The organism is Flavobacterium sp. CECT 9288, assembly GCF_918731615.1.
Classification (GTDB): domain Bacteria; phylum Bacteroidota; class Bacteroidia; order Flavobacteriales; family Flavobacteriaceae; genus Flavobacterium.
The window spans coordinates 1,592,260-1,617,273 of sequence record NZ_OU957226.1 but is presented as its reverse complement, the minus strand read 5'-3'; the positions used below and the strand labels follow the sequence as shown (position 1 = coordinate 1,617,273).

Sequence of the window (25,014 nt, the reverse complement as noted above, 5' to 3'; positions counted from 1 at the left end):
CAGGGCTAAAATTACGTTACAAAAGAACTATTATTTTAAAATACAAAATCCAAATACAAATGCAAAAACAATTCTCAGATTTAGGATTAGCAACACCGATACTTAAAGCAATAACCGAATTGAAAATTGTTATTCCTACTGAAATTCAAGTACAAACCATTCCATTGTTACTCACTAACAAGCAGGACTTAGTGGGTATTGCAAAAACCGGTACTGGAAAAACAGCTGCGTTTGGACTTCCTATTTTACAATTAATAGATACCAGCATACCTGCCATTCAAGCCGTAATTTTAGTGCCAACTAGAGAATTGGGACACCAAATCTTTAAAAATTTAGAAGATTTTGCAAAATATCTACCTCAAGTTTCTATAGCTGCAACTTGTGGAGGAATACCTATAAAACCTCAAATAGAAAGACTTACTTTGCCTACACATATTGTTGTAGCAACACCAGGACGACTAATTGATTTGATACAACGCAATGCCATAAATCTCAATGAGACAAGATTCCTTGTCCTTGATGAAGCTGATGAAATGGTCACGATTCTAAAAGAAAGTTTAGATGAAATTGTGGCTCAATTGCCTAGTTCACATAAAACATTTTTGTTTTCGGCAACTATGCCGGGTACAATTAAGCAATTGATTCAAAACTATTTGAATAAGAATGTTGTGCATGTAAGCGCTAACATGGAAACAATAGGTAATCAAGGGATAGATCATCAATACATTGTAGTAGATCCTATTGAAAAACTAGATGTTTTAATGCATTTTCTTACTACAAAAGAGGGTCAACGCGGAATCATTTTTTGTAAAACAAAAGCAGCCGTAAACAAATTGGCCAAAAATTTAGCGATAAATAGATTTTCATCTGGCGCCTTACACGGCAGTTTGTCTCAAGGTATACGGGATCGAATCATGGAGCAGTTTCGTGAAGGACACATTAATATTCTAGTAGCAACAGATCTTGCAGCTAGAGGAATAGATGTTAAAGAAATTTCATATGTTGTAAATTATCACTTACCAGATGTATACGAAGCATATGTACATCGAAGCGGTAGAACAGCAAGAGCAGGAGCAAAGGGGCTTGCCTTAACTGTGTTACAACAAGAAGAAGTAGTTGAAATTGCTGATTTTGAAAAAGAATTGGGCATCAAATTTTTACCTTTTGCTAAACCTAACAAAGCAAGTATTGAAGAGAACAATACTTTGTTGTGGGCAAAACAAATTTTCAAAACCAAACCCAATCATGAGGTTGCAGCTGAATTAAAAGAAAAAATAAAAACGGTTTTCCATCATTTAACTAAGGACGAGTTAATTGAAAAACTAATAGCAAATCAAGTGCAACAAACTAAAAATGAAGCACTACAAAAATTAGAAAAACCTATCAAAAAACAAAAAAAATAGTTTTTCTGCAAAAAGACATACAACTAGTACTCCCTCAATTTAAACAGAGGGTGTACTAGTTTTTTTTATTCTTTTTTTGCCTAAAATCAAGATTATTAGTGCAATTATCGTAGAAGTGGTTAAGATAAAAACCATAGGTAAAATTGAATTCTTTACAAATAAACCTACCGCAAACGATGCCATCGCACCCAAACCTAACTGAATAGCGCCCATTAATGCAGAGGCACTTCCAGCATTTTTTTCAAAAGGAGCAAGAGTCAGTCCCGCAGTATTTGGATTAGAAATTCCTAAACAAGCCAAGAAAATAAAAAGCATAGCTATGGTTTCATACAAACCTAATAAACCCTTGAGAGCAAGAAATAAAAATACAATAGAGATTATTGATTGCACTACCAAAGCACCTATTATCATTTGATCACTTCTAAATCTTCTCAGTAACAAGGAATTCAATTGGCTTGCGCTAATAAAGCTCAAAGACATAAAAGCAAATATCCAACCATACGTTTTCGCATCTACCTTATAAATGTCCATAAAAATAATAGGAGAGGCAGCCACATAAGTAAACAACCCAGAGAAAGCAATTGCTCCTGCAAACGCATAGGTATAAAATTGTGATACTTTAAGTATTGAGATAAATCCAGTAACAATAGGTTTAGGTTTTAAGGAAATAGTAGTGTCAGGCACAAAAGTATTGGGTAAGCCAAGCAATGCAGCAATTAAAATTAAAATCCCCATACACATCAAAATAAAAAAAACGGTATGCCAGCCAAAATCTTCAGTGATATAACCGCCTATAGTAGGCGCTAGCATTGGCGAAAGCCCAACTACCAGCATTAACATTGAAAATACTTTAGGAATATCTTTCACAGGAAATAAATCCCTAACCATTGATACAGATGCTACTGTTGCGCCACAACTACCTATGGCTTGTATAAATCGTAGTCCAATAAAAGTGTCAATATCAGTAACAAATACGCAGCCTAACGAAGCTAAAATATAAACCAACATTCCTATGAATAAAGGTTTTTTTCGACCAAAACGGTCTAATAATGGCCCATATAATAGTTGACCTGCTGATATGCCTATAAAATAACTGGATAATGTCAAGGAAACATTGGCCACAGTGGTATTTAAATCTTTTGCTATACCCGCAAATCCGGGTAGGTACATGTCAATTGAAAATGGACCAAGGGCTGTTAGAGATCCTAGAATAAGTATTAATTTGATGTATTGTGAACGAGACATTACATTTTGTACCTTCATATTTTATTTTTTGCAAAAGTAGCCAATATAAATGGGATGCTACGGTTGTTTATTTTTTTAAAAGCAAAACAAATCCAGATACAAATAAGAGCGAAAGCATGATTTTTTTTAATATAGTATCATTCAAAAAAAGATATACCTTTTTTCCCAATACTAAAGCCAAAATGAAAAAAGGCAACACATAAAGAGAGTTGTACAGTTGTTGCCACGTTAATATTCCTTCAAAAGCAAGAACAGGAATTCTAAATAACGTAATTAAACCAAGAACCCCAAACATGGTTGCTCTCATAATCTTCACATCCGAAGTTTCATTTTTAACAATGATCAAGTATAATGGCCCACCAGTTGAGAAAAGTCCTGAAAAAAAACCTCCTAAAAAACCAAATAGAAACTTCATTTTAGAAAAAAATTTGATTTCTTTAGCACTACGCAAACTATTTAAGACAAACAAAATAATGAAAATTCCTAAAGCTTTTTTTAATATTATCGGTTGTCCGTAGGCTAAAACAATAATGCCTACAAGCAAACCAAAAAAAGAGGAAACAGCTAATTTTTTTAATAAATCTAAATTTATGTTGTGCCACTCTTTATAAACATTAATAGGAGTAGAAATCATGTAAAAAATAGATAAATATCCAACAGCGTCTGGCAATGGCATGGCAAATAATAAAAAAGGTAATGCAATTAGAGCGCCAGCAAATCCAGTAATTGTTTGAACAAAAAAACCTGTAAAAATTCCTAGTGAAAGTAAAATCATCATCGTATCCATTTTGCAAAATTAAATGAAGAACAACTTCGTGGGAAATGGTTTCAATGGTAAAAAAGTTAAAAAACACATTTTTAAATTGTAAATTTGTATTTTAAAAACTTTTTTATGGTTGATACATTAGATTTAAAAATTATTGAATGTCTAAAACAAAATGCCCGATATTCATTTGTAGAAATTGGCAAGCAAGTAGAACTTTCGCCATCTGCAGTTAGAGAACGCATTCAAAAACTAGAAGACTTAGAAGTTATCAAAGGATATCGAGTAAGATTAGACTATACAAAACTAGGATTCGGACTTGAGGTTTTCATTATGTTTAAATTGTACAGTGGTAAATTGACTGTTTTTTGTGAAAATTTAGATCAATTTCCTGAGATTTTTGAAATTCACCGAATTACAGGTACTCATAATATTTTTATGAAAGTAATTCTAAATAATCAATTGCATTTACAAAAATATATTGATCGATTATTAGTTTACGGTGAACCAACAACTCATTTAATATTGTCTAATCTAAAAGATGATATTTAGTGATTGGCTTTTTTTTTAGATATATGTATTATGAACTATAATTTATATTATGTAAAATAGAATTTATTGAAATAAAAAAAACACTGCATTTAGCAGTGTTTTTTGAATAATTCTACCTATTCAATTAATCTATTGATTTATTTAATTTGTATTGGAATATACCAATGATCCCATTTCAAACTTAAAATATTTTCGTTAATTTGATAAGTTAGTTTTTCGGTAATAGGTCTTACAACTTGCGTTTTTACCACAACTCGCAACTGATCATCTTCTTGTTTGTATTTATAAGCACCCCATTGTTTGGCTACTTTATTAAAAATGATTGTACATTCTTTTTCATTTGGAATAATAAAAAAGGAATACTTTCCAGCTGGCAGTTTAGAACCTTGCACAGTTATATCTTTATCTGTTTCAAATGTGGTTGCATCATTTGCACCAGCACGCCAAATTTTGTCAAATGGCACTAATTCGCCCCAAATTTTTCTACCATTCATAGATGGACTTCCGTAGTCAACAGTTATTGTGGCATCTTTAATCTTACCCGTGATTGTCTCTTTACTACTTGTAGGCTTACTTTGAGCTCCCATTACATTTACTACTAGTAATGCAACCATTGCCAAACCAGTCTTGATAATTGATTTCATAATTTTTATTTATTAGTTCAATATAAAATTAAAAAAAGTGTGCCATAAACATACAAACAAAGACTTATTTTATGAAAAAATTAAGGAATGTATAATTTAATGGTAAACCATTTACAAAGCTATTGTATCTATCTAATATTTGCTATTTTTACAATAGAAAAATAAACATTATGAATTCAATTGCTGAGCAAATTGCTGACTTTTTAAGTGAATATCCACCTTTTAATTTTTTAGGATTTGAAGAACTTTCGAAAATAGCGAGTGATATAAAAGTTGTTGTTTTAGAAAAAAATCAAACTTTATTTCAAATAAATGATTTGCTTCATGATAGTTTTTATGTAGTAGCTTCGGGCGTAATTAATTTATCTGTTATTTCAGATTCTGAAGAGACTTTGTTAAATAAGTGTGCTCCTGGAGACATTTTTGGTCTAAGACCATTTTTTGCTAAAAATAACTATATGATGACGGCTAAATCTAGAGAGGAAGCTATTGTATATGCCATCCCAATTGTTTCATTTAGACCTTTTGTAGCCAATAATCCAGAGGTATTAAATTTTTTACTAGAAAGTTTTGCTGTTAACACTAGAAATCCAAAAGACAAAGAAAATTTAATAGGTAAGTTAATTTCTGATAATGTTTTTTATTCTGATCAACAATCAGAAATGCAATATTTCCAATCATTGACCTACAATATAAATCCGTTAAAAACGACTGTAAACATTACCATTCAGGATGTAGCACAACAAATGACAGCTTCTTTAACTAACAACATCTTGATTTGTGAAAATGATTACCCTATTGGTATTGTTACAGATACTGATATGCGAACCAAGATAGCTACAGGCAGATTTCCCATCACAGTTACTATTGACAAGATCATGTCTTCACCAGTAGTTACTGTACTTGAAAATGTATCACTTGCCGAAGCGCAATTATTAATGCTAAAAAACAATGTTACTCACTTGTGTGTGACTCAAGATGGCACAGACAGATCTTATGTAAAAGGCGTAATTAGTGAGCACGATTTAATAGTAGCACAAGCAAATAGTCCTGGAGTACTTATTAAAGAAATCAAACGCAGTCAAACTCCTAAAGAACTGAAACAAATTAGAGATAGAGTTACTGATTTGATACAAAAATCTATCACTAAAAACGTGCCTTTGTCTCATATTTTTAATATAACTAGTGAGATTAATTTGGCTTTACTAAAACGTGCTGTTGAATTGTCAATTTTAGATTTAGGCTCTCCTCCTGCCCGTTTTGCTTGGTTAGGTATAGGGAGTCAAGGTAGAAAAGAGCAATTATTACTTACAGATCAGGATAGTATTTTAATTTTTGAAGATGTAGCTGCTGATAAGTACCGAGATGTAAAAGATTATTTCTTGAAATTAGGAAAAAAGACTACCGCAACCCTTGAAAAAATAGGATACTCATCCTGTCCTAATGGACACATGGGTAGTAATATGTTGTGGTGTAAATCATTGACAGACTGGATAAAACAATATGATAACTGGATGAATACTCCAGGTGAAAACAGCGCTGATTTGAGTAGTATATTTTTTGATTATGAAATCATTTTTGGAGAACAAAAAATAGAAGATGCAATTAGTTCAGTAATATTTAAAAATGTCAAAAACAGTACCCTTTTCTTTGATTTTCTAGGGAATGATGCCTTGAGAGACAATTCTCCTTTAACATTTTTCAAGAAATTTAATGTAGTAGAAGAAGGTGAACATAAAGATCAATTTGATATTAAAACCCGTGCTCTTATGCCTTTAATAGATGGTGCTAGATTGTTTTGTTTATCTTTTGAAATAAAAGGAATTAACAATACATTCCAGCGTTTTAAACAATTGTCAATAGCTGATCCCAAGCATGCTGAAACGTATTTGAACTGCGCCGAAGCTTTTCTTACTTTATCTAAATTTAGAACTCTTGAAGGGTTGAAAAATGATTCTGATGGACAATACATTAAACTTGAAGAATTATCAAAAATTGACAAGGAAAAATTAAAAAATGCTCTCGCTCCTATGCGCGATTTAGAGGAATTAATAAAAAGTAAATTTCAACTTACACAATTTTCATAGTATGTTAGATTGGTTAAAAAATATCAATAAAGAATATCCAGATTTCTGGAAAGCTTATGTAGCTAAATTTGATAAAAAATCATCCAGATTTGTTGTGTTTTCAACTGAAACTACGGGTTTAAATCCTAAAAATGATGTTATTTTATCTATTGGATCTTTTTCGGTGGTTAATAATTCAATTTTGGTTGGGGATAATTTTGAGGCTGTTTTAACACAGTATAAATATTTTCATGACAACGGTTTAACTAATGAATTTTTAGTAGAAAGTAAAATTAAAAAAGTTAGTGAGCCCGAAGCCTTAAAGTCATTTTTAGAGTTTATAGGCAATGCAGTTCTAGTAGGACACCATGTTGATTTTGATGTAGATATGATCAATGAAGCTTTAGAAAGAATGGATTGTGGAAGGTTGAAAAATGAAGCACTAGACATTGATGTTATGCATAGAAAACTTCAAGATAGTACTGATAAAGACTGTCCGCTTGATGAGCTATGTGAGTTTTATAAAATTCCGGTTAGTGATCGCAATTCTGCTGCAGATGATGCATATAAAACAGCGCTGTTGTTTTTAAAATTAAAATCTAGATTAGGTATTAAATAACACTTAGCCAACAAGCATTACCCCTTTCCAAAACCTACCGTGATGTGTAATAGAAATTGGTTTTTCTGTTGATGTAGCAGCATCAATGATAAATGGAATAGAATTCTTTTTTACAATTGATGCTGTTTCTGGATTTATGATTGTTACTTTTTTGAAATCAAGCTCATGAATTACAGCAACAGAATAAACAGCGTTATCATCTATAATAGTTTTAGTGAAATAGCTTTTATCTAGAATAACCACTTTTCCGGTTTTTTCATCATCAAGGATACACTCTAAAAGTAATGGAAAAAAGCCTCTTTTACCTGTTTCTCTATTAAAAATTTTATAGGCTGCTTCTTTTCTAGTCCATAAATTCCAAACCATTAAATCTGAATCAACAGCATTTTTGATTAAGAATTGCTCTTTTGCAGTAAAAATTTTATCTAAATATCCGTTACGTTTCCAGTTACTTTCTTTTTTGGCTAAAGCCAAATCTACAATATCGTTTCCAATCATTTTACAAATTTTTAATTTTGCAATTGTTAGTTTTTCTCGGATAATTTTGCCTCAATAATTTCTAATGCTGCCTCTACGTTGATCATGCGTTCCATAGCTTCATTATCAATTATAATATCGTACTTCTCCTCTATGTCTAAAATTACATCCACTAAATTTGCTGAGTTTATCTTTAAATCATTTATAAAATCAGTATTAATAGTCATTAAATCAAATGCTTCTTGATTTTGAATGTATGGTTTTACTATATTTTTTAATTCTTGAATGGTTTGTTCTTTATTCATACTTAATGTTGTTTAATTTAGAGTTTTTAAAATTTTAAAAGTCATTCCTAATTACTATTTAATAATTTTGACCAAGGCTTCATTCCCTTTTTTAATGGTTAATTATGGGATTTATATTTCTTAAATATTACACACCCATTTACATCACCAAAACCAAAACTAGCTTTAGCAATGATATTTAATTCTTTTTCTATTAGTTGTTGTGGTACTCTCGATTCATCAATTATTGTTGTAATTTCGGGATGCAAATCGTCACAATTAATATTCGGAAAAACAAATCCATGATGCAATTGCAATACCGATGCCACACTTTCTATACTACCCGCCCCAGACAAACAATGGCCTACCATTGATTTCAACGAGTTTATATACGGAAAATCTTTTCCTTTTCTGCCCAAAGCTTCACTCCAATTCTGAATTTCTAAACTATCTTTTGATGTAGCTGTTAAATGTCCGTTGATTGCATCAACTTCATTTGCTGAAATTCCAGCATTTGTTAAGGCATTTTGAATACATTTCTGCACAGCAACAGGATTTGGAGCAGTCATTGTTCCTAAACCGCGTTGACCACCTGAATTTAAATTGCCTCCCAAAACTTCTGCGTAAATGGTTGCGTTTCTTGCAAGTGCTGTTTGTAAATCTTCCAAAACTAAAGCTCCTGCTCCACTTCCGGGTACAAAACCCGAAGCGCTTACTGACATTGGCCTTGAGCCGTGTTCTGGATGGTAATTATGCTTAAAAGTACATACTTTCATCGCATCAAATCCGCCCCAAATGTATGGGCCAGAATCACTAGTGCTTCCTGCTAGTATACGTGTGGCTTGACCTGATTTTATGCGGTCATAGGCCATCAAAATGCTTTCTGTACCCGTTGTGCAGGCCGAGGAATTTGTAGTGACTTGATTACCTAAACCTAATTTACCTCCTAAATAAGCGCTTACACCACTATTCATAGTTTGCGCTACGGCAGTACTACCCAATCTTCTGGTTTGATAATCATCAATTTTATAGATGCTTTCACGAAATTTTTCAATCCCAGATGTTCCAGTTCCAAAAATAGTTCCGCTGTCCCAATCTGGTTCTTCATTTATTTCTAAAGATAATCCGGCATCTTTCCATGCATCAATACCCGCTATTACACCATACAAAATTCCAGATGAATTGAAATTTCTTAACTCTAGTTCTGAAAAATAGTGTAAAGCTAATTCATTAGAAATTTCAGGTTTTCCCGCTATTTGACAAGAAAATTTCAATCGTTCCAATTCTGGTTCATGCTTAATTCCTGAAATTCCGTTTTTGATGGCATGTGTAAACGCATCAAGTCCAACTCCATTCGGAGCAACAACACCTAGCCCAGTAATAACAACTCTCTTTTTCATTTATTTAGAAATTATCATTCCAGCAATTGTTCCTGTACACACCACTTCTTCTTTTTCATTTTTCATGATTACTTTACATTTTAATTTTCCGAATCTGAAATAAATTTTCTGGGAAAAAACGGTTACTTTTTCGTTAGGAAAAACAGGTTTTAAAAATTCAATATCTGTAGATGTTAAGCCAATTACTATGTTTTTAGTTAAGCTTTCATTTAATAAAAATACACCTAAACATACTAGACCAATTTGTGCCATCACCTCTGTCAAGATTACTCCTGGTGTCACTGGATTGTCTTTAAAATGTCCTATATAAAAATCAAGATTTTCATCAAAAGTATAGGTTCCTTCTACTCCATTTTCATCAATTGAAATTATTTCGTCTACAAAGAGAAACGGTTTAGAATACGGTAACTTGGATATGATCTCTTGGTTTGTCATTATATTTAAAAGTGAATTAAAATTGTAACAAAACTCTTTGGGCAGAAAATCCTGGACCAAAACTTAACATTAAACCCCTCTCCCCTTTTTTAGGCTGATTGTCCATTATTCGTTCTAAAACATATAAAACCGTTGCACTAGACATGTTTCCGTACAATCGTAAAACCTCTTTTGTATCGTCTATATTTTTACCCAAATTTGAAAATAAACTTTCTACTGTTTGTACTATTTTCTTTCCTCCAGGATGAAAAATCAAATGATCAATATCTTCCATTTTTAAATTATATTTTTCTAAAAAGGGATGAATAATATCAGGGAAATGCGAAGCAATCGTTTCGGGAACTTCAATATCCAAGACCATTTGCAATCCAGAATTCGTTAATTTGAAGCCCATCATGTGTATGTTGTCATAAAAATGATACATCTCTTCAGCTAGAATTTCTGGACCTTCATCGTCCTCATGAGAAGATAATAAAACGCAAGCTGCTCCGTCACCAAAAATGGCGGCACTCACAATATTGGCCATAGAAAAATCATCCAATTGAAATGTAGCTGTTGGACTTTCAACTGCAATTACAGCGGCACGTTTTCCGGGATTAGCCTGCAAAAAGTTTTTAGCATAAATTATCCCCGAAATTCCAGCAGCACAACCCATTTCAGTAACTGGAAGTCGCACTATATCATGGCGTAGTTTTAACTTATTAATTAAATAGGCATCCAGTGACGGAATCATAATTCCAGTGCAACTTACTGTGATAATGTAATCTAAATCTTCAGGGTTCCAGCTGGCTTTTTTTAAGGCTTTTTCTAAAACTTTTTCGCCTAAATCAATCACTTCGCGTACATAGATGTCATTTCTTTCTTCAAAAGAAGTTTTGGTAAACACTTCAATTGGATCCATAATAGAATATCGTTTATCAACTGCAGCTCCTTCAAAAATTTTCTTTACTTTTCTAATAAAACGCTCGTCTTGCCCTACAAGCCAAGCATCCAAAAAAGGGATAATTTCATCCGTATTTTTAGAATATTTGGGTAACTGTTTAGTAACTGTTTTGATTTTTACGCTCATATTTTTGAAATTATCCATTGGTATCTAAAAGCCCATCGCCAGTGAATTGTATACCTTTTAAAATTTAATTTTTTTGAGAAATCTACTAATTCTTCTTTTTTAAAACCTCTTAAAATCGAAGTTAATCCATCCTCTCTAGACATATCATTTAATTGAAACACGAAACATAATGCTTGAAATAAGCGGTATGCAATTGGACTTCGATGTAAATCATTAATTACAATTCCTATCGATGAATTCTTATAGAAAACTTTTAATAAATCTTCAATTTCATGGTTTTTGAAATGATGTAATGTTAATGTGCACAAGACAATATCGTATTTTAATTCCTTAAAAGAATCCTTAAAAATATCTTCACACCGATAACTGATATTCGTATATTTTTCTGATAATTGTATTGCATGAGAAATTGTAAAATTGTTAGCATCAATACCTATCAACTTAAAATTTAGTTTGTTACTAATGCCAAAATCAGCTAAAGTTCGCAGCATATCACCATTGCCACAACCTACATCCACAATTGTAACTTCTTCTTTTTTAGATTGTTTAAGAAGTTCTTGTACTCCTTTTAACGTTAACTTATTTCCACCTAATAGTTGATTAATTTTTGCTATTTTGTCTAAAGCATCACGTAAAATCTCGCCTTCTAAGGCAAAATCGTCCATTATTTCTGGTTTATCAGTTCTATACTTAGTATTTAATGCCATTTAAGATTGTAAAAGGATTGGTTTTCCGTGTGTTTTTTTAATTATTTTAGGTAATAAAAAAGGAAATATACTTAATAAACGCATTAATACCCCTGAAAGTTTTTGGTTTTGCAAAATATTTGATAAAAACCGACCCATTTTTAGTCGATCTTTAAAGTTGAAATTCCATTCCTGTATGTATTCTTCTTCTAATTTTTCTCGAGATTTAATTTCACTGGTATAGTATTTATCAACTAATTCTGAAACAATTTTAGCACTATGAATTGCCATTGCCATTCCGTTGCCGCATAAAGGATGAATAAGTCCTGCAGTATCTCCAATCATTAAAATATGATTCTCAACAGCTTGTTTTTTTTCAAACGATACTTGGCTTATCGTTAATGGTTTTTCAAAAAGCATTTTTGTTTTTTTGAAAATTTCGTTCAAATGAGGGTTTTGCTTTAGAACATGACTTTGAAACTCTTCAATATTTTTATATTTTTTAAATGTATCATAATCTGCAAGATAACATATATTAATACTATCATTTTCCACTTTAGAGACGCCACAATATCCACCTTTGAAATTATGAAGCCCTACTAAATCATTAGGGAAATCACCCTTATAATGCGCCTTAACTGCCAACCAATGAGACTTTTTAGTTATGAAATCCCGGTTCATTTTTTGGTCAATATTAGAACGTTTACCAAAAGCACCAATAACAATTTCAGATTTTAAAATACTATTATTTACTGTTCTAACATTAAATTCATTGTTTGAATAGACAATTTCCTCTACAGTATCTTGCAAAAAGGTACAACCATTTTTGATTGCTTTTTGATACAAGTAATAATCCAATGCAAAACGACTAATGCCAAAACCTCCAAGCGGGAGATTACTTTTAATAGTTTTTCCACTTGATGTTGAAAATTCAAGAATAGTAATATGTGTAGGATTTAAATGAGATAGGTCAAGACCAAGCCAGTTGAAATAAGGTAAAACTTCGTTAGAAATATATTCTCCACAAACTTTATGTTTTGGAAAACCATTTTTTTCAATAACCGTTACTTGAAGTCCATTTTTAGACAAATGAATTGCAGCAGTCAAACCAGCTAAACCACCACCAATAATAAGTACTTCTTTGTCTTTCATCTGGAAGTAAATTTATGGATAAGTTTATTACCATTTGCTATATAAAACTTAAAAAAACTTACATAATTATGGTCTAAAAAAATAGAGCAACAAAAAAAAGCCGCTTTAAAATAAAACGGCTATTCTTATATTTAAACTTTTCCTTCTTTAATTTCTTCAACAATTTCAGGATTTAATAAAGTTGTAATGTCACCAAAGTTAGAATAATCTCCTTCGGCAATTTTACGTAAAATTCGCCTCATAATTTTTCCAGAGCGCGTTTTTGGTAAACCAGAAACAAACTGAATTTTATCCAACTTAGCAATAGGTCCGATATGATCTGAAATATGCTGATTGATTTCTTTACTTAAATTTTCTTTATTACGCGTTTCCCCAGTTTCTTTTAAAATAACAAAACCGTACAAAGCATTTCCTTTAATATCATGCGGAAAGCCTACAATTGCTGATTCAGCTACCGCAGGATGTTCATTAATTGCATCCTCAATTGGAGCTGTCCCCAAATTATGCCCCGATACAATAACCACATCATCAACTCTTCCAGTAATTCTGTAATATCCTACTTCGTCACGCAAAGCACCATCACCAGTAAAAAACTTACCTGGAAATGCAGAAAAATACGTGTCTTTATATCTTTGATGATCGCCCCAAATTGTTCTGGCAATTCCTGGCCAAGGAAATTTGATACACAAACTTCCAACGACTTGATTGCCTTCAATTTCGTTGCGCTTGTCATCCATTAATACCGCTTGAACTCCAGGAAGAGGCAAAGTTGCATAAGTTGGTTTTGTGGGCGTTACAAAAGCAATTGGTGCAATCATAATTCCTCCTGTTTCTGTTTGCCACCAAGTATCTACAACTGGACATCTTTTGTCCCCAACATGATCGTTGTACCAGTGCCAAGCCTCTTCATTGATAGGTTCTCCAACAGAACCAATTACTTTTAAAGATTTTAAAGGATATTTTTGTACAAATTCTATATTTTCTTTCGCCAAAGAACGAATGGCAGTTGGCGCGGTATAAAATTGAGTGATTTTATGTTTTTCGATTACCTCCCAAAAACGACTAAAGTCAGGATAAGAAGGAACTCCTTCAAAAATAACGGTCGTTGCACCGTTCAATAATGGTCCGTAAAGTATATAGGAATGACCCGTGATCCAACCGATATCAGCCGTGCACCAGAACACATCACTTTCTTCGTAGTTAAAAACATTTTTGAAAGTATACGCCGTATACACCATGTAACCCGCTGTGGTATGTACCATTCCTTTTGGTTTTCCAGTAGAACCAGATGTGTATAAAATGAATAAAGGATCTTCGGCATCCATTATTTCGGCAACATTATTGTCTGAGGCTTGATCTAATAATGGTTGAAGCCATTGATCACGATCTTCAACCATAGTAACATTAGAATGAATTCTTTTGGCAACTAAAACTTTTTCGACAGATGTACACTTCTCTATTGCTTCATCAATAATACTTTTCAAGTCTATTGTTTTGTTTCCTCTAAAACCACCGTCAGCCGTTATCACCATTTTGCAAGAACTATCATTAATACGACTGGCTACTGCCGATGCTGAAAATCCAGCAAAAACTACAGAGTGAATTGCACCAATACGAGCACAAGCAAGAACTGAAACAGCTAACTCAGGAATCATTGGTAGATAAATACAAACGCGATCTCCTTTTTTGATGCCTTGTTCACGCAAAACATTAGCCATTTTACACACTCTTTGGTGTAACTCATTATAGGTTATATGCAGAGCTTCTTCATCTGGATTATTTGGTTCAAAAATTATAGCGGTTTTTTCGCCTCTTTTGGCCAAGTGCCTATCGATACAATTTTTAACAATATTAACCTTAGCTTCGGTGAACCATTTTATATCGGCTTCGGCCATATTAAACTCAACAACCTTATCCCATTGCTGGTACCATGTAAAATTTTCTTCGGCTATTTTTCCCCAAAATTTTCTAGGTTCACGTACTGATTTATTATAATGCTTGAAGTATTGTTCTAGATTGTCAATTTTGTAGTAACTCATAGTGTAATTTTTTATAAAAGTATTAAATCTATGTCTATTGAGAAAATTATTTAAATCATAAATACTGCTAAAAAAAAGTAAAAGTGAAAAATTTAGACTGATTTTATTAGCAATTAACTTGTTTTAATTGATTTTGAATAAAAGTTCAAGTATACAAAAAGGCACAAAAGAAAAAATCTTCGCGCCTAGTTGCAAACAAAAATATATAAAAACAATTAATTTTTTTTCAAAAGCGTTTTCTAAAGTTTAAGAAAACGATTCACAAAAGGATTCAATACTAATCATAAAATGAATTAAGTTCCCAAAATTCATTTTTTGATTAATAATGGGATTGCCTCACTTAACTTTGAAAAAATCAAAGTTAAGTGAATGTAAAAGCATCCATATCTGTTGATCATTGTAACACTTTTTAACTAACTCAAGATATTATTATAATAAATGATATAATGCCAATCCCGCCACATCCTCATATGTGGTAAATTATATTGAAGCTATCCTATTTTTTTCATAGCAGTCATAGAAGTACGAAGCCATTCCCCAACTTCTTCAATTGGATGTTGTCTAATGGTTTTATTTACCGCAATCAATACGCTGTTATCAACTCCGTTTGAAGTTGCAAATGATTTACCAATTACATTTGTATTTACGGTTTTCATAAAATCACCCAATAATGGTTTGCAAGCGTGATCAAATAAATAACAACCATACTCTGCTGTGTCAGAAATGATTCGGTTCATTTCATATAATTTTTTTCGAGCAACAGTATTTGCAATCAAAGGCAATTCATGCAATGATTCGTAATATGCAGATTCTTCGATAATTCCAGATTCGGTCATAGTCTCAAAAGCCAATTCTACTCCTGCCTTCACCATCGCAATTAGTAAAGTACCATGATCAAAATATTCTTGCTCCGAAATATGAGCTGCAGTTGGAGCTGTTTTTTCAAAATTAGTTTGAGCCGTTGCCGCTCTCCAAGTTAAAAGATTTACATCATCATTTGCCCAGTCAATCATCATGTTTTTTGAAAATTCACCCGAAATGATATCATCCATGTGCTTTTGAAATAACGGGCGCATGATTTCTTTTAGCTCATCGGCCAAACGAAAAGCTTCAATTTTAGCAGGATTAGAAAGACGATCCATCATGTTTGTAATTCCGCCATGTTTTAGAGCTTCAGTAATCGTTTCCCAGCCGTACTGAATTAGTTTCGAGGCATAAGCAGGCTCAATACCCTCTTCCACCATTTTATCAAAACACAAAATAGATCCGGTTTGCAACATGCCACACAAAATGGTTTGTTCACCCATTAAATCAGACTTTACTTCCGCTACGAAAGAGGAAAGCAAAACTCCTGCTCTATGACCTCCTGTAGCTACTGCATAAGCTTTGGCTTGAGCCAAACCTACATTTTCTGGATCATTTTCGGGATGTACTGCAATTAGAGTTGGTACACCAAAACCACGCTTGTACTCTTCACGAACTTCTGATCCAGGACATTTTGGAGCACACATGATAACTGTGATATCCTTGCGAATTTGCATTCCTTCTTCTACAATATTAAAACCATGTGAATACGCCAAAGTAGCTCCCTTTTTCATCAAAGGCATAATAGCAGTTACTACAGCTGTGTGTTGCTTATCTGGTGTTAGATTACAAACCAAATCAGCAGTTGGAATTAATTCTTCGTACGTGCCAACCGTAAATCCGTGATCGAATGCGTTGTTAAAAGAGGCTCTTTTTTCTGCAATTGCATCCGCACGTAAGGCGTATGAAATATCTAAACCGGAGTCTCTCATATTCAAGCCTTGGTTTAAACCTTGGGCTCCACACCCCACAATTACAACCTTTTTGCCTGCCAATGCATTGATACCGTCTGAAAATTCAGATTGGTCCATGAATTCGCAAACGCCTAATTGTTCTAATTGTAATCGAAGTGGTAGTGAGTTGAAATAATTTGCCATTTTTTATTTTTTAAGAAAAGTATAGGTTTAGTTTTATGTTTTTTTTGATCAATTATAATTGCTCTAGCATAGCTGAAATTTGCATTTTTTCTTTAGAGACTGAAATTCGGCCTGACCGAACAAATTGCATGATTCCAAATGGACGAAGCTTTTCGTATAAATCTTGAATTTCAGCACGTTGTCCTGATTTTGAAATCACAAAAAAATCACGTGCTACAGTCACAATTTCAGAATGACTTTCTTTGATAATATTTTGAATTTGTTTTTCGTCAAAAAGTAAACTGGATTCTATTTTGAAAAGCGCGTTTTCAAGAAAAATTGTTTCTTCGTCAACGTGGTAAAACGCCTTGATTACTTCAATTTGTTTTTCAATTTGACCCACAATATTATGTACCCATTTTTCAGTAGTGTTTACCACGATTATAAATCGAGACACGTTTTCAATTTCGGATTCAGACACGTTTAAACTTAAAATATTGATGTGGCGTTTTAAGAATATACCTGATATTCTGTTCAATAAACCCACGTTGTTCTCTGAATATACGGAGATGGTAAATGTTTTATTTTCCATTTTTTTTTATGTTTAAAGTTTATGCGTTTAAAGTTTAAAGTTGCGCAACATTATTTTCAGGTTCTAACAACTTTAAACTCCAAACTTTAAACTATTTAGGACAAACGAATGTCCGATACCGATGCTCCTGTTGGGATCATTGGGAATACATTATTTTCTTTTTCAACCATCACTTCTAAGAAATAAGAATCTGGTGATGCTAACATTTCTGCGACAGCGCTATCTAAATCTTCTCTTTTAGTGACTTTTTTTGCTTTTATGTAATAGCCTTCGGCAATAGCAATAAAATTTGGATTGATCATTTCGGTAGAAGCGTATCTTTTGTCAAAAAACAATTGCTGCCACTGACGGACCATTCCTAAAAACTCATTGTTCAAAACCACAATTTTAACGGGAACTTTGGTCTGGAAAATAGTTCCTAATTCTTGAATGGTCATTTGAAATCCACCATCACCAATTATAGCTACTACTTCACGATTTGGCATTCCCATTTTCGCTCCAATTGCCGCAGGTAATGCAAATCCCATCGTTCCTAGACCACCGGATGTGACATTACTTTTGGTAGAATTGAATTTCCCGTAACGGCAAGCAAACATTTGGTGTTGCCCCACATCCGAAACCAAAATAGCATCTCCTTTTGAGTGTTTGTTAATCATTTCGATCGTTTCACCCATTGAAATTCCTTCCTTCTTGGGTTGCAACTCCTCATTTATGACAGCTTCTAATTCAATTTCATATTTAGCTTTGAATTCATTGTGCCAAGAATCATGCGTATTGTTTTCAATAAGCGGTAGCAAAGCGGTTAAAGATTCTTTCAAATCGGCTACCACGGCTACATCTGTTTTTACGTTTTTATCCACTTCCGCTGGATCAATTTCAAAATGAATTATTTTGGCTTGCTTGGCATAGGTAGCAAGGTTTCCGGTTACGCGGTCATCAAAACGCATTCCCAGAGCAATCAATACATCACATTCATTTGTGAGTACATTGGGGCCGTAATTACCATGCATTCCTACCATTCCTACATTTAACGGGTGGGAAGTTGGTAATGCTGATAAACCTAAAATAGTCCATGCAGCTGGAATACCTGATTTTTCTACCAAAGCTTTTAATTCGGCTTCGGCTTGGCTCAAAATGACACCTTGACCCCAAATAATAAAAGGTTTTTTAGCGTTATTAATTAAAGCTGCGGCTTCCTGTACCTTATATATATTAAGTATTGGTTTGGGATGATAACTTCGAATACTTGTACATTTTTTGTACCTGAATTCCATTTCATCAAACTGCGCATTTTTGGTAATGTCAATTAATACCGGACCAGGACGACCCGATTTGGCGATGTAAAATGCTTTCGCTATTATTTCTGGGATTTCAGATGCTTCGGTAATTTGGTAATTCCATTTGGTAACTGGAGTTGAAATTCCGATAATATCAGTTTCTTGAAATGCATCCGAACCCAATAAATGTTTACCAACTTGACCTGTGATGCAAACCATTGGTGTCGAATCGATTTGAGCATCAGCAATTCCAGTAACTAAATTGGTAGCTCCAGGGCCAGAAGTCGCAATTGCAACGCCTACTTTACCAGTTGCGCGTGCGTATCCTTGTGCAGCGTGCGTAGCTCCTTGCTCGTGACGCACCAATACGTGATGTAATTCGTCTTTAAATTTGTATAGTTCATCATAAACCGGCATGATTGCTCCGCCAGGATAGCCGTAAATTACATCTACGCCCTCTTCTAGCAAGCATTTTATAACGGCTTCTGCACCAGATATTTTATTATTTTCCATTTTCTATTTTTATTTAGCTGCTGCCTCTTATAAATTTCAGAAGCAACAGTAATTTCAATATCAATTTCAAAATTTGTGATACTAACAATTAAATAATTACACTGTTGATATTGCCTTTTGAAATTGCTATTGGTTTTTATTTATCAGTTACGCAACCTGTTGAGGCGCTTGAAACTGACCGAATATATTTTAGTAAAACACCTTTTTTTATTGGTGTTTCTGGTTGTTTCCATTGTGATTTTCGATTTGCAAATTCCTCATCCGAAATTTTAAGATTGATGGTGTTTTTGACTGCATCAATGGTGATAATATCCCCATTTTGAACTAATGCAATACCGCCACCATCATAAGCTTCGGGAGTAATATGTCCTACTACAAAACCGTGCGAACCACCAGAAAATCTGCCATCTGTAATCAAAGCAACACTTTTTCCTAAACCTGCACCCATAATGGCTGACGTAGGTTTTAGCATTTCAGGCATTCCTGGCCCACCTTTTGGTCCGCAGTATCTAATGACGACTACATTTCCGGGTTTAACCTCTCCATTTCGGACACCTTTAATTACATCATGCTCATTTTCAAAAACAATAGCATCGCCTTCGAAATATTCGCCTTCGTTACCGCTAATTTTAGCCACACAGCCTTCAGAAGCTAGATTTCCATATAAAATTTGAATATTTCCAGTACTTTTTAATGCTTTTTGAATTTTATGAATAACATCTTGACCATCATTTAAGTCAGGTACAGAAGCTAAGTTTTCGGCTAAAGTTTTACCCGTAACCGTCAAACAATGTCCGTGTAATAGACCTTCTTTTAATAAATATTTCATGACAGCAGGAACTCCGCCTACCGCATGAAGGTCTTCCATGAGGTATTTTCCGCTAGGTTTTAAGTCGGCAAGCAAAGGCGTTTTGTCACTAATTCTTTGAAAATCATCCAAAGTGATTTCGATATCTACTGAATGCGCCATAGCGATTAAATGCATCACAGCATTGGTTGATCCGCCTAAAACTGCTACCATTGTAATGGCATTTTCAAAGGCTTCGCGCGTCATGATATCTTTAGGTTTGATATCTTTTTCTAACAGAATTTTAATGGCTTTGCCCGCATCAAGGCATTCTTGCTTTTTTTCTGGGCTTAAAGCTGGATTCGACGAGCTGTAAGGTAAACTCATTCCCAAAGCTTCGATAGCTGAGGACATGGTGTTTGCTGTATACATTCCGCCACAAGCACCCGCACCAGGACAGGAATTTTGAATTACACCTTTGAAATCCTCAGGTGAAATCGTATTGTTAAACTTTTTCCCAAGGGCTTCAAAAGCCGATACAATGTTTAGTGATTCTCCTTTCCATTTTCCAGAATGGATGCTACCTCCGTACACCATGATCGAAGGACGATTAAGGCGTCCCATTGCCATAACTGAACCTGGCATATTTTTATCGCAACCCGGAATGGCAATCACGGCATCGTACCACTGCGCTCCTACAACTGTTTCGATAGAATCAGCAATAACATCTCGAGACACCAATGAAAAACGCATACCATCGGTACCGTTTGACATTCCGTCACTCACTCCGATTGTATTAAAAATCAATCCTACTAAATCTTCTTGCCAAACCCCAGTTTTAATGTCTTTTGCTAAATCATTAAGATGCATGTTACAGGGATTTCCCTCATATCCCATACTTACTATACCCACTTGGGCTTTATTCAAATCAGCTTCAGTTAAACCAATTCCGTACAACATGGCTTGCGCTGCAGGTTGCGTTTCGTCTTGAGTAATCGTTTTGCTGTATTTATTTAATTCCATTATTGATGTTTCGTTTTTGAAAATAGTTTTGTTTGTTTTAAACTATGGTTGACTGACCGATGTACACGTTATCGCTCTTAAAATATAAATCGTCTTTGCTAAGAATATAATTTGCAATAAAATCGCCTACTTCATTAGTTCCGAATTTAGAATACGGATTCAAATCAGCGGTGACTACATTTAATTCAATTGCTTTTTGCACCGCTTCGTACACTTTTAATGATTCGGCATGCAAGCCAAAGTGCTCTAATAACATTGCTGCTGAAATAATTGAGGCAATAGGATTGGCAATGTTTTTATTTTTTCCTTCTGGAAAAGAACCATGAATGGGTTCAAAAAGCGCCGATGAACTTCCTAAAGAAGCCGATGGTAACAATCCAATTGTACCCGTAATAACACTAGCTTCGTCAGATAAAATATCTCCAAATAAATTCTCTGTTAAAATCACATCAAAATGTTTTGGATTAATTATGATTTGCATTGCAGCAGCATCCGCTAGTAAAAATTCTAGAACAACGTCTGGGTAGCCTTCAGCTAGTTCAGTGACAACCTTGCGCCACAAACGCGAGGTTTCTAATATATTTGCCTTGTCAACTAAGGTTAATTTTTTGTTTCTTTTTTGAGCAGTTCGAAAAGCTAAATGACTGATTCGGATAATTTCTTCTTCAGAGTATTCGCAAAGATCAGAGGCAAAAGTGCCTGTTTCATTGCTTTTTTTCTCACTGAAATACGATCCTCCTGATATTTCTCTAAAGATGATGAAATCAGTATTTTCAATTATCTTTCTTTTTAATGGAGACAAATCAAGTAAGTCGGCATAAGGCTTTACAGGTCTAATGTTTGCATATAAACCGAGGGCTTGACGCAGATTTAATAAACCTTGAATAGGACGTAATTTAGTACTTGAAACAGTATCGTCTACGGCGCCAAATAACACGGCATCCGTATTTAAACAAAGATTTAAAGTTTGTTCCGGTAATGGATTTCCCGTCTTTTCTATTGCAATCGACCCAATTAAGGCATCCTCAAAAACAAATTCATGATCGAAAACGACACCAATAGCATACAAAGCTTTCTTGGCTTGTAAAATTACTTCTGGTCCTATTCCATCTCCTGCAAGTGCTGCTATTTTTAAGTTCATAATATTTGATTTTAGTTTAGGGGATTTGTTTAATTTAAAACTAACTCCTTATTGATTTTACAAGCTTCAATTATTTGATGAATGTCCTGATCTACTACTTCTTTTTTAATATCAGCAAATTTTAAGAACTCAATGTAAACCACATCAAGTTGCATTTTAGTCAATTCATAACCTACTTTTTTTGCTCTGTAAGCCAATGCTGCTCTACCACTTCGGGCGGTCAATACAATCGAAGATTCATTTACACCCACTTCAAGCGGATCCATGATTTCATAAGTAGCTCTATTTTTTATAACTCCATCTTGATGAATTCCGGAACTATGTGCAAAGGCATTTGCCCCAACAATTGCTTTGTTGGGCTGTACAATCATTCCCATACTTTCACTAACCAATCGACTCATTTCGTTCAATTGTCGAGTATTAATATTGGTATCTAAATTTAAATACGGATGCTGTTTGAAAATCATTACCACTTCTTCAAGTGCCGTATTTCCTGCTCGCTCTCCTATCCCGTTTATTGTACATTCTATTTGTCTAGCGCCATTTATAGCACCTGCGATTGAATTGGCGGTTGCCATTCCTAGATCATTATGACAATGACACGATAAAACCACGTTTTCAATACCTTTTACATTTTCTTTGAGATATTTAATCTTTGCACCATATTCTTCTGGCAAACAATACCCAGTTGTATCTGGAATATTTAATACGGTAGCTCCTGATTTAATAACTTCTTCACAGACTCGTGCTAAAAATTCATTATCGGTCCTTCCAGCATCTTCAGCGTAAAACTCTACATCTTCTACATAGGATTTGGCATGAGCTACGGCCGCTTTGGCACGTAAAATAATATCTTCTTTGGTTGTATTTAATTTATGGAAAATATGGGAATCAGAAGTTCCGATACCTGTATGAATTCTAGGTTTTTTGGCATATTGAAGCGCTTGTGCGGCTACATCAATATCATTTTTTACAGCGCGAGTTAATCCGCAAACTACGGCATTTTTAACAACCTTACTTATTTCTGAAACAGATAAAAAATCACCTGGACTAGAAACAGGGAAACCAGCTTCAATAATGTCTACACCCATTTCATCCAATCGATTTGCAATCACTAATTTTTGGTTGCTGTCTAACTTACATCCTGGGACTTGCTCTCCATCACGTAAGGTGGTATCAAAAATTTGAACTTTCTCTCTATTCATTTTAATTTATTTAATGTAATTTGCACAACTTGAAACAAAAATATCTTTCATTAGTTGGATAGAAAACACTATTTCCTGAAATATACTGCTCATAAGGGGTATTTAAACTTTATAAAATACTGATTATTAAAACATTAAGTTACACTATTCTACAATGGCTAACCATCAAAAAGATTTTTTATTTGTATTAATAAAGTCCCTTTCTAAATCTGAGAAAAGACAATTTAAAATTTTTGCAAGTAGATTAGAGACTAGTTCTAATACAAAATTTATCGAACTCTTTACTATTTTAGATAAATCAGAAGCTTATGATGAAAAACTGATTTTAAAAAGTGGGAGTATCAAAAAAGTGCAATTGTCAAATCTTAAATCCTATTTGTACAAACAAATTTTAGTGAGTATTCGGTTAAATATTCCGAGTCAAAATATGCGCTACCAATTGCGAGAACAAATTGATTTTGCAGCTATTTTGTATAACAAAGGTTTGTATAAACAAAGTTTGAAAATCTTGGATAAAACCAAAATTTTGGCTTTGGAGAATGATGAAAAGTTAATGGCCTATGAGATTGTAGAATTCGAAAAACTAATCGAATCACAATATATTACTCGAAGTATTCAAGGCCGCGCAGATGAATTAGTGGTGCAAGCGAAGGAGCTGAACTATCGCAATACTATATCAAGTAAGTTATCTAATTTGTCGTTGCAGCTGTACGGAATCATGCTTAAAACAGGTTACGTAAAATCCGATGAAGAGTATACCTACATTGATGATTATTTCAAAAAACATATCGCTAAACTCGACCAAAATAAATTTGGTTTTCGAGAAAAATACTGGTTTTACAATGCTAATTTGTGGCGTAGTTTTTTGGTACAAGATTTTTTGTCTTGTTATAAATATGCCTTAAAATGGGTGACTCTATTTTACGAAAATCCAAGTATGATATACTTGAATCCCGTTTTTTTCTTAAAAGGGAATCATTACTTATTGGAATCCTTGTATATGTTGAAGTACAAAACCAAGTTCAAAGAATATCTTGAATTGCTGGAGGAAACCATTAAAAATTCCCGCTTTCCTGTAAATGATAATATTGCGAGTTTGTCCTTTTTATATGTGTACAACAATAAACTTAATTTACACATTTTGGAAGGTACTTTTGCAGAAAGTGAATATTTGATTCCAGAAGTATTGTATAAATTGAAAATGCATACGGATCACCTTGACGAGCATCACGAAATGTTGTTTTACTACAAATTTGCTTCTATTTATTTTGGTAACGAAAAATATGCAGAATGCATTTTGTACTTGGAGAAAATTATCAACAACAAAAATCTTAGTATGCGTGAGGATTTAATGTGTTTTGCACGCTTGCTGTGCTTGATAGCACATTATGAATTAGGGAAAGATTACTACTTAGAAAATCAACTCAAAAATACGTATAAGTTTTTACTCAAAATGAACGACTTGCATGAGGTACAAAAAGAAATTATTAAATTCCTCAAAAATTTAAACTCTATTTATCCGACAGATATCAAGAAAGAGTTTATCAAAATGCGAACTCGTTTTGTCGAATTAGAACAAAATACCTATGAAAAACGTGCCTTTTTATATCTCGATATCATTTCCTGGTTAGAAAGTAAAATAGAAAATCGCAAGATTAGCGTCATAATAAAGGAAAAAGCAAAACTAAACAATCGGTAAAAA

Annotated in this window: 22 protein-coding genes; 5 read left to right on the top strand and 17 right to left on the bottom strand. The window is 33.6% G+C overall.

Annotation, left to right across the window (positions count from 1 at the left end):
- Nucleotides 1-59: 59 nt before the first annotated feature.
- Nucleotides 60-1,403 carry a DEAD/DEAH box helicase gene (locus LQ189_RS07055; RefSeq protein WP_230155340.1) on the top strand — a complete coding sequence of 448 codons (1,344 nt, stop codon included), beginning with the start codon at nt 60-62 and terminating at the stop codon, nt 1,401-1,403.
- Between the two features lie 39 nt (nt 1,404-1,442).
- Here LQ189_RS07055 and LQ189_RS07050 read toward each other — a convergent pair whose 3' ends face one another.
- Nucleotides 1,443-2,666, bottom strand: a complete 1,224-nt coding sequence (locus LQ189_RS07050) for a multidrug effflux MFS transporter (protein WP_370634837.1) — start codon at nt 2,664-2,666, stop codon at nt 1,443-1,445.
- Between the two features lie 49 nt (nt 2,667-2,715).
- A complete protein-coding gene (locus tag LQ189_RS07045; RefSeq protein WP_230155338.1) occupies nt 2,716-3,435 on the bottom strand; it encodes a sulfite exporter TauE/SafE family protein in 720 nt (239 codons plus the stop codon).
- A 105-nt stretch (nt 3,436-3,540) separates the two neighbouring features.
- On the opposite strand from LQ189_RS07045, the gene LQ189_RS07040 reads away from it, so the two are divergent.
- Nucleotides 3,541-3,963 carry an Lrp/AsnC family transcriptional regulator gene (locus LQ189_RS07040; protein WP_230155336.1) on the top strand — a complete coding sequence of 141 codons (423 nt, stop codon included), beginning with the start codon at nt 3,541-3,543 and terminating at the stop codon, nt 3,961-3,963.
- Between the two features lie 137 nt (nt 3,964-4,100).
- On the opposite strand, the gene LQ189_RS07035 is transcribed toward LQ189_RS07040, so the two are convergent.
- A complete protein-coding gene (locus LQ189_RS07035; protein ID WP_230155335.1) occupies nt 4,101-4,607 on the bottom strand; it encodes a DUF2911 domain-containing protein in 507 nt (168 codons plus the stop codon).
- 170 nt (nt 4,608-4,777) lie between these two features.
- Here LQ189_RS07035 and LQ189_RS07030 point away from each other — a divergent pair, with 170 nt between their 5' ends.
- Both LQ189_RS07030 and LQ189_RS07025 read left to right on the top strand, forming a co-directional pair.
- Entirely contained in the window at nt 4,778-6,694 is a 1,917-nt protein-coding gene (locus LQ189_RS07030) for a DUF294 nucleotidyltransferase-like domain-containing protein (RefSeq protein WP_230155334.1), read from the top strand.
- 1 nt (nt 6,695) lies between these two features.
- Nucleotides 6,696-7,292: a PolC-type DNA polymerase III gene (locus LQ189_RS07025; RefSeq protein ID WP_230155332.1), complete on the top strand. Its 597-nt coding sequence runs from the start codon at nt 6,696-6,698 to the stop codon at nt 7,290-7,292.
- A 3-nt stretch (nt 7,293-7,295) separates the two neighbouring features.
- Here LQ189_RS07025 and LQ189_RS07020 read toward each other — a convergent pair whose 3' ends face one another.
- The 14 genes from LQ189_RS07020 to LQ189_RS06955 form a co-directional block, all read right to left on the bottom strand.
- Nucleotides 7,296-7,790 carry a 4'-phosphopantetheinyl transferase superfamily protein gene (locus LQ189_RS07020; RefSeq protein ID WP_230155331.1) on the bottom strand — a complete coding sequence of 165 codons (495 nt, stop codon included), beginning with the start codon at nt 7,788-7,790 and terminating at the stop codon, nt 7,296-7,298.
- A gap of 26 nt (nt 7,791-7,816) precedes the next feature.
- Nucleotides 7,817-8,074 (bottom strand): acyl carrier protein, encoded by a 258-nt coding sequence (locus tag LQ189_RS07015; RefSeq protein WP_086454947.1) that lies wholly within the window; start codon nt 8,072-8,074, stop codon nt 7,817-7,819.
- A gap of 98 nt (nt 8,075-8,172) precedes the next feature.
- Nucleotides 8,173-9,453 carry a beta-ketoacyl synthase gene (locus LQ189_RS07010; RefSeq protein ID WP_230155330.1) on the bottom strand — a complete coding sequence of 427 codons (1,281 nt, stop codon included), beginning with the start codon at nt 9,451-9,453 and terminating at the stop codon, nt 8,173-8,175.
- Nucleotides 9,454-9,888, bottom strand: a complete 435-nt coding sequence (locus LQ189_RS07005; protein ID WP_230155329.1) for a 3-hydroxyacyl-ACP dehydratase FabZ family protein — start codon at nt 9,886-9,888, stop codon at nt 9,454-9,456.
- 16 nt (nt 9,889-9,904) lie between these two features.
- The gene (locus tag LQ189_RS07000) at nt 9,905-10,957 is read right to left on the bottom strand and encodes a type III polyketide synthase (protein WP_230155328.1); all 1,053 of its coding nucleotides are present in this window, start codon (nt 10,955-10,957) and stop codon (nt 9,905-9,907) included.
- Nucleotides 10,954-11,664, bottom strand: coding sequence for a methyltransferase domain-containing protein (locus tag LQ189_RS06995; protein WP_230155326.1), 711 nt, complete (start codon nt 11,662-11,664; stop codon nt 10,954-10,956). The genes LQ189_RS07000 and LQ189_RS06995 overlap by 4 nt, the downstream gene beginning before the upstream one ends.
- Nucleotides 11,665-12,795 carry an NAD(P)/FAD-dependent oxidoreductase gene (locus LQ189_RS06990; protein WP_230155324.1) on the bottom strand — a complete coding sequence of 377 codons (1,131 nt, stop codon included), beginning with the start codon at nt 12,793-12,795 and terminating at the stop codon, nt 11,665-11,667.
- Nucleotides 12,796-12,926: 131 nt separating this feature from the next.
- Entirely contained in the window at nt 12,927-14,834 is a 1,908-nt protein-coding gene (gene acs / locus LQ189_RS06985; protein WP_230155316.1) for an acetate--CoA ligase, read from the bottom strand.
- A gap of 491 nt (nt 14,835-15,325) precedes the next feature.
- Entirely contained in the window at nt 15,326-16,795 is a 1,470-nt protein-coding gene (ilvC, locus tag LQ189_RS06980; protein WP_230155314.1) for a ketol-acid reductoisomerase, read from the bottom strand.
- A gap of 52 nt (nt 16,796-16,847) precedes the next feature.
- Complete coding sequence (gene ilvN / locus LQ189_RS06975) at nt 16,848-17,366, bottom strand: acetolactate synthase small subunit (protein WP_086454453.1); 519 nt, start codon at nt 17,364-17,366, stop codon at nt 16,848-16,850.
- A 95-nt stretch (nt 17,367-17,461) separates the two neighbouring features.
- Complete coding sequence (gene ilvB / locus LQ189_RS06970) at nt 17,462-19,156, bottom strand: biosynthetic-type acetolactate synthase large subunit (protein ID WP_230155312.1); 1,695 nt, start codon at nt 19,154-19,156, stop codon at nt 17,462-17,464.
- A gap of 136 nt (nt 19,157-19,292) precedes the next feature.
- Nucleotides 19,293-20,966 (bottom strand): dihydroxy-acid dehydratase, encoded by a 1,674-nt coding sequence (gene ilvD, locus LQ189_RS06965; RefSeq protein WP_210789611.1) that lies wholly within the window; start codon nt 20,964-20,966, stop codon nt 19,293-19,295.
- Nucleotides 20,967-21,003: 37 nt separating this feature from the next.
- Nucleotides 21,004-22,107, bottom strand: a complete 1,104-nt coding sequence (gene leuB / locus LQ189_RS06960) for a 3-isopropylmalate dehydrogenase (RefSeq protein WP_230155309.1) — start codon at nt 22,105-22,107, stop codon at nt 21,004-21,006.
- Between the two features lie 29 nt (nt 22,108-22,136).
- On the bottom strand, nt 22,137-23,312 hold the full coding sequence (locus tag LQ189_RS06955) for a 2-isopropylmalate synthase (RefSeq protein WP_086454457.1): 1,176 nt from the start codon (nt 23,310-23,312) through the stop codon (nt 22,137-22,139).
- A gap of 154 nt (nt 23,313-23,466) precedes the next feature.
- Here LQ189_RS06955 and LQ189_RS06950 point away from each other — a divergent pair, with 154 nt between their 5' ends.
- A complete protein-coding gene (locus tag LQ189_RS06950; protein ID WP_230155307.1) occupies nt 23,467-25,011 on the top strand; it encodes a hypothetical protein in 1,545 nt (514 codons plus the stop codon).
- The last annotated feature ends 3 nt before the right edge of the window (nt 25,012-25,014 follow it).

Bases quoted from the DNA above. Each gene is read 5' to 3' on its own strand.
- LQ189_RS07005 (WP_230155329.1), bottom strand. From the start codon at position 9,888: ATGACAAACCAAGAGATCATATCCAAGTTACCGTATTCTAAACCGTTT.
- LQ189_RS07020 (WP_230155331.1), bottom strand. From the start codon at position 7,790: ATGATTGGAAACGATATTGTAGATTTGGCTTTAGCCAAAAAAGAAAGT.
- LQ189_RS07040 (WP_230155336.1), top strand. From the start codon at position 3,541: ATGGTTGATACATTAGATTTAAAAATTATTGAATGTCTAAAACAAAAT.
- leuB (WP_230155309.1), bottom strand. From the start codon at position 22,107: ATGAACTTAAAAATAGCAGCACTTGCAGGAGATGGAATAGGACCAGAA.
- ilvN (WP_086454453.1), bottom strand. From the start codon at position 17,366: ATGGAAAATAAAACATTTACCATCTCCGTATATTCAGAGAACAACGTG.
- LQ189_RS06955 (WP_086454457.1), bottom strand. From the start codon at position 23,312: ATGAATAGAGAGAAAGTTCAAATTTTTGATACCACCTTACGTGATGGA.
- LQ189_RS07010 (WP_230155330.1), bottom strand. From the start codon at position 9,453: ATGAAAAAGAGAGTTGTTATTACTGGGCTAGGTGTTGTTGCTCCGAAT.
- LQ189_RS07055 (WP_230155340.1), top strand. From the start codon at position 60: ATGCAAAAACAATTCTCAGATTTAGGATTAGCAACACCGATACTTAAA.
- LQ189_RS07050 (WP_370634837.1), bottom strand. From the start codon at position 2,666: ATGAAGGTACAAAATGTAATGTCTCGTTCACAATACATCAAATTAATA.
- LQ189_RS06990 (WP_230155324.1), bottom strand. From the start codon at position 12,795: ATGAAAGACAAAGAAGTACTTATTATTGGTGGTGGTTTAGCTGGTTTG.
- LQ189_RS07030 (WP_230155334.1), top strand. From the start codon at position 4,778: ATGAATTCAATTGCTGAGCAAATTGCTGACTTTTTAAGTGAATATCCA.
- ilvD (WP_210789611.1), bottom strand. From the start codon at position 20,966: ATGGAATTAAATAAATACAGCAAAACGATTACTCAAGACGAAACGCAA.
- LQ189_RS07000 (WP_230155328.1), bottom strand. From the start codon at position 10,957: ATGAGCGTAAAAATCAAAACAGTTACTAAACAGTTACCCAAATATTCT.
- LQ189_RS06995 (WP_230155326.1), bottom strand. From the start codon at position 11,664: ATGGCATTAAATACTAAGTATAGAACTGATAAACCAGAAATAATGGAC.
- acs (WP_230155316.1), bottom strand. From the start codon at position 14,834: ATGAGTTACTACAAAATTGACAATCTAGAACAATACTTCAAGCATTAT.
- ilvB (WP_230155312.1), bottom strand. From the start codon at position 19,156: ATGGAAAATAATAAAATATCTGGTGCAGAAGCCGTTATAAAATGCTTG.
- ilvC (WP_230155314.1), bottom strand. From the start codon at position 16,795: ATGGCAAATTATTTCAACTCACTACCACTTCGATTACAATTAGAACAA.
- LQ189_RS07025 (WP_230155332.1), top strand. From the start codon at position 6,696: ATGTTAGATTGGTTAAAAAATATCAATAAAGAATATCCAGATTTCTGG.
- LQ189_RS07045 (WP_230155338.1), bottom strand. From the start codon at position 3,435: ATGGATACGATGATGATTTTACTTTCACTAGGAATTTTTACAGGTTTT.
- LQ189_RS07015 (WP_086454947.1), bottom strand. From the start codon at position 8,074: ATGAATAAAGAACAAACCATTCAAGAATTAAAAAATATAGTAAAACCA.
- LQ189_RS07035 (WP_230155335.1), bottom strand. From the start codon at position 4,607: ATGAAATCAATTATCAAGACTGGTTTGGCAATGGTTGCATTACTAGTA.
- LQ189_RS06950 (WP_230155307.1), top strand. From the start codon at position 23,467: ATGGCTAACCATCAAAAAGATTTTTTATTTGTATTAATAAAGTCCCTT.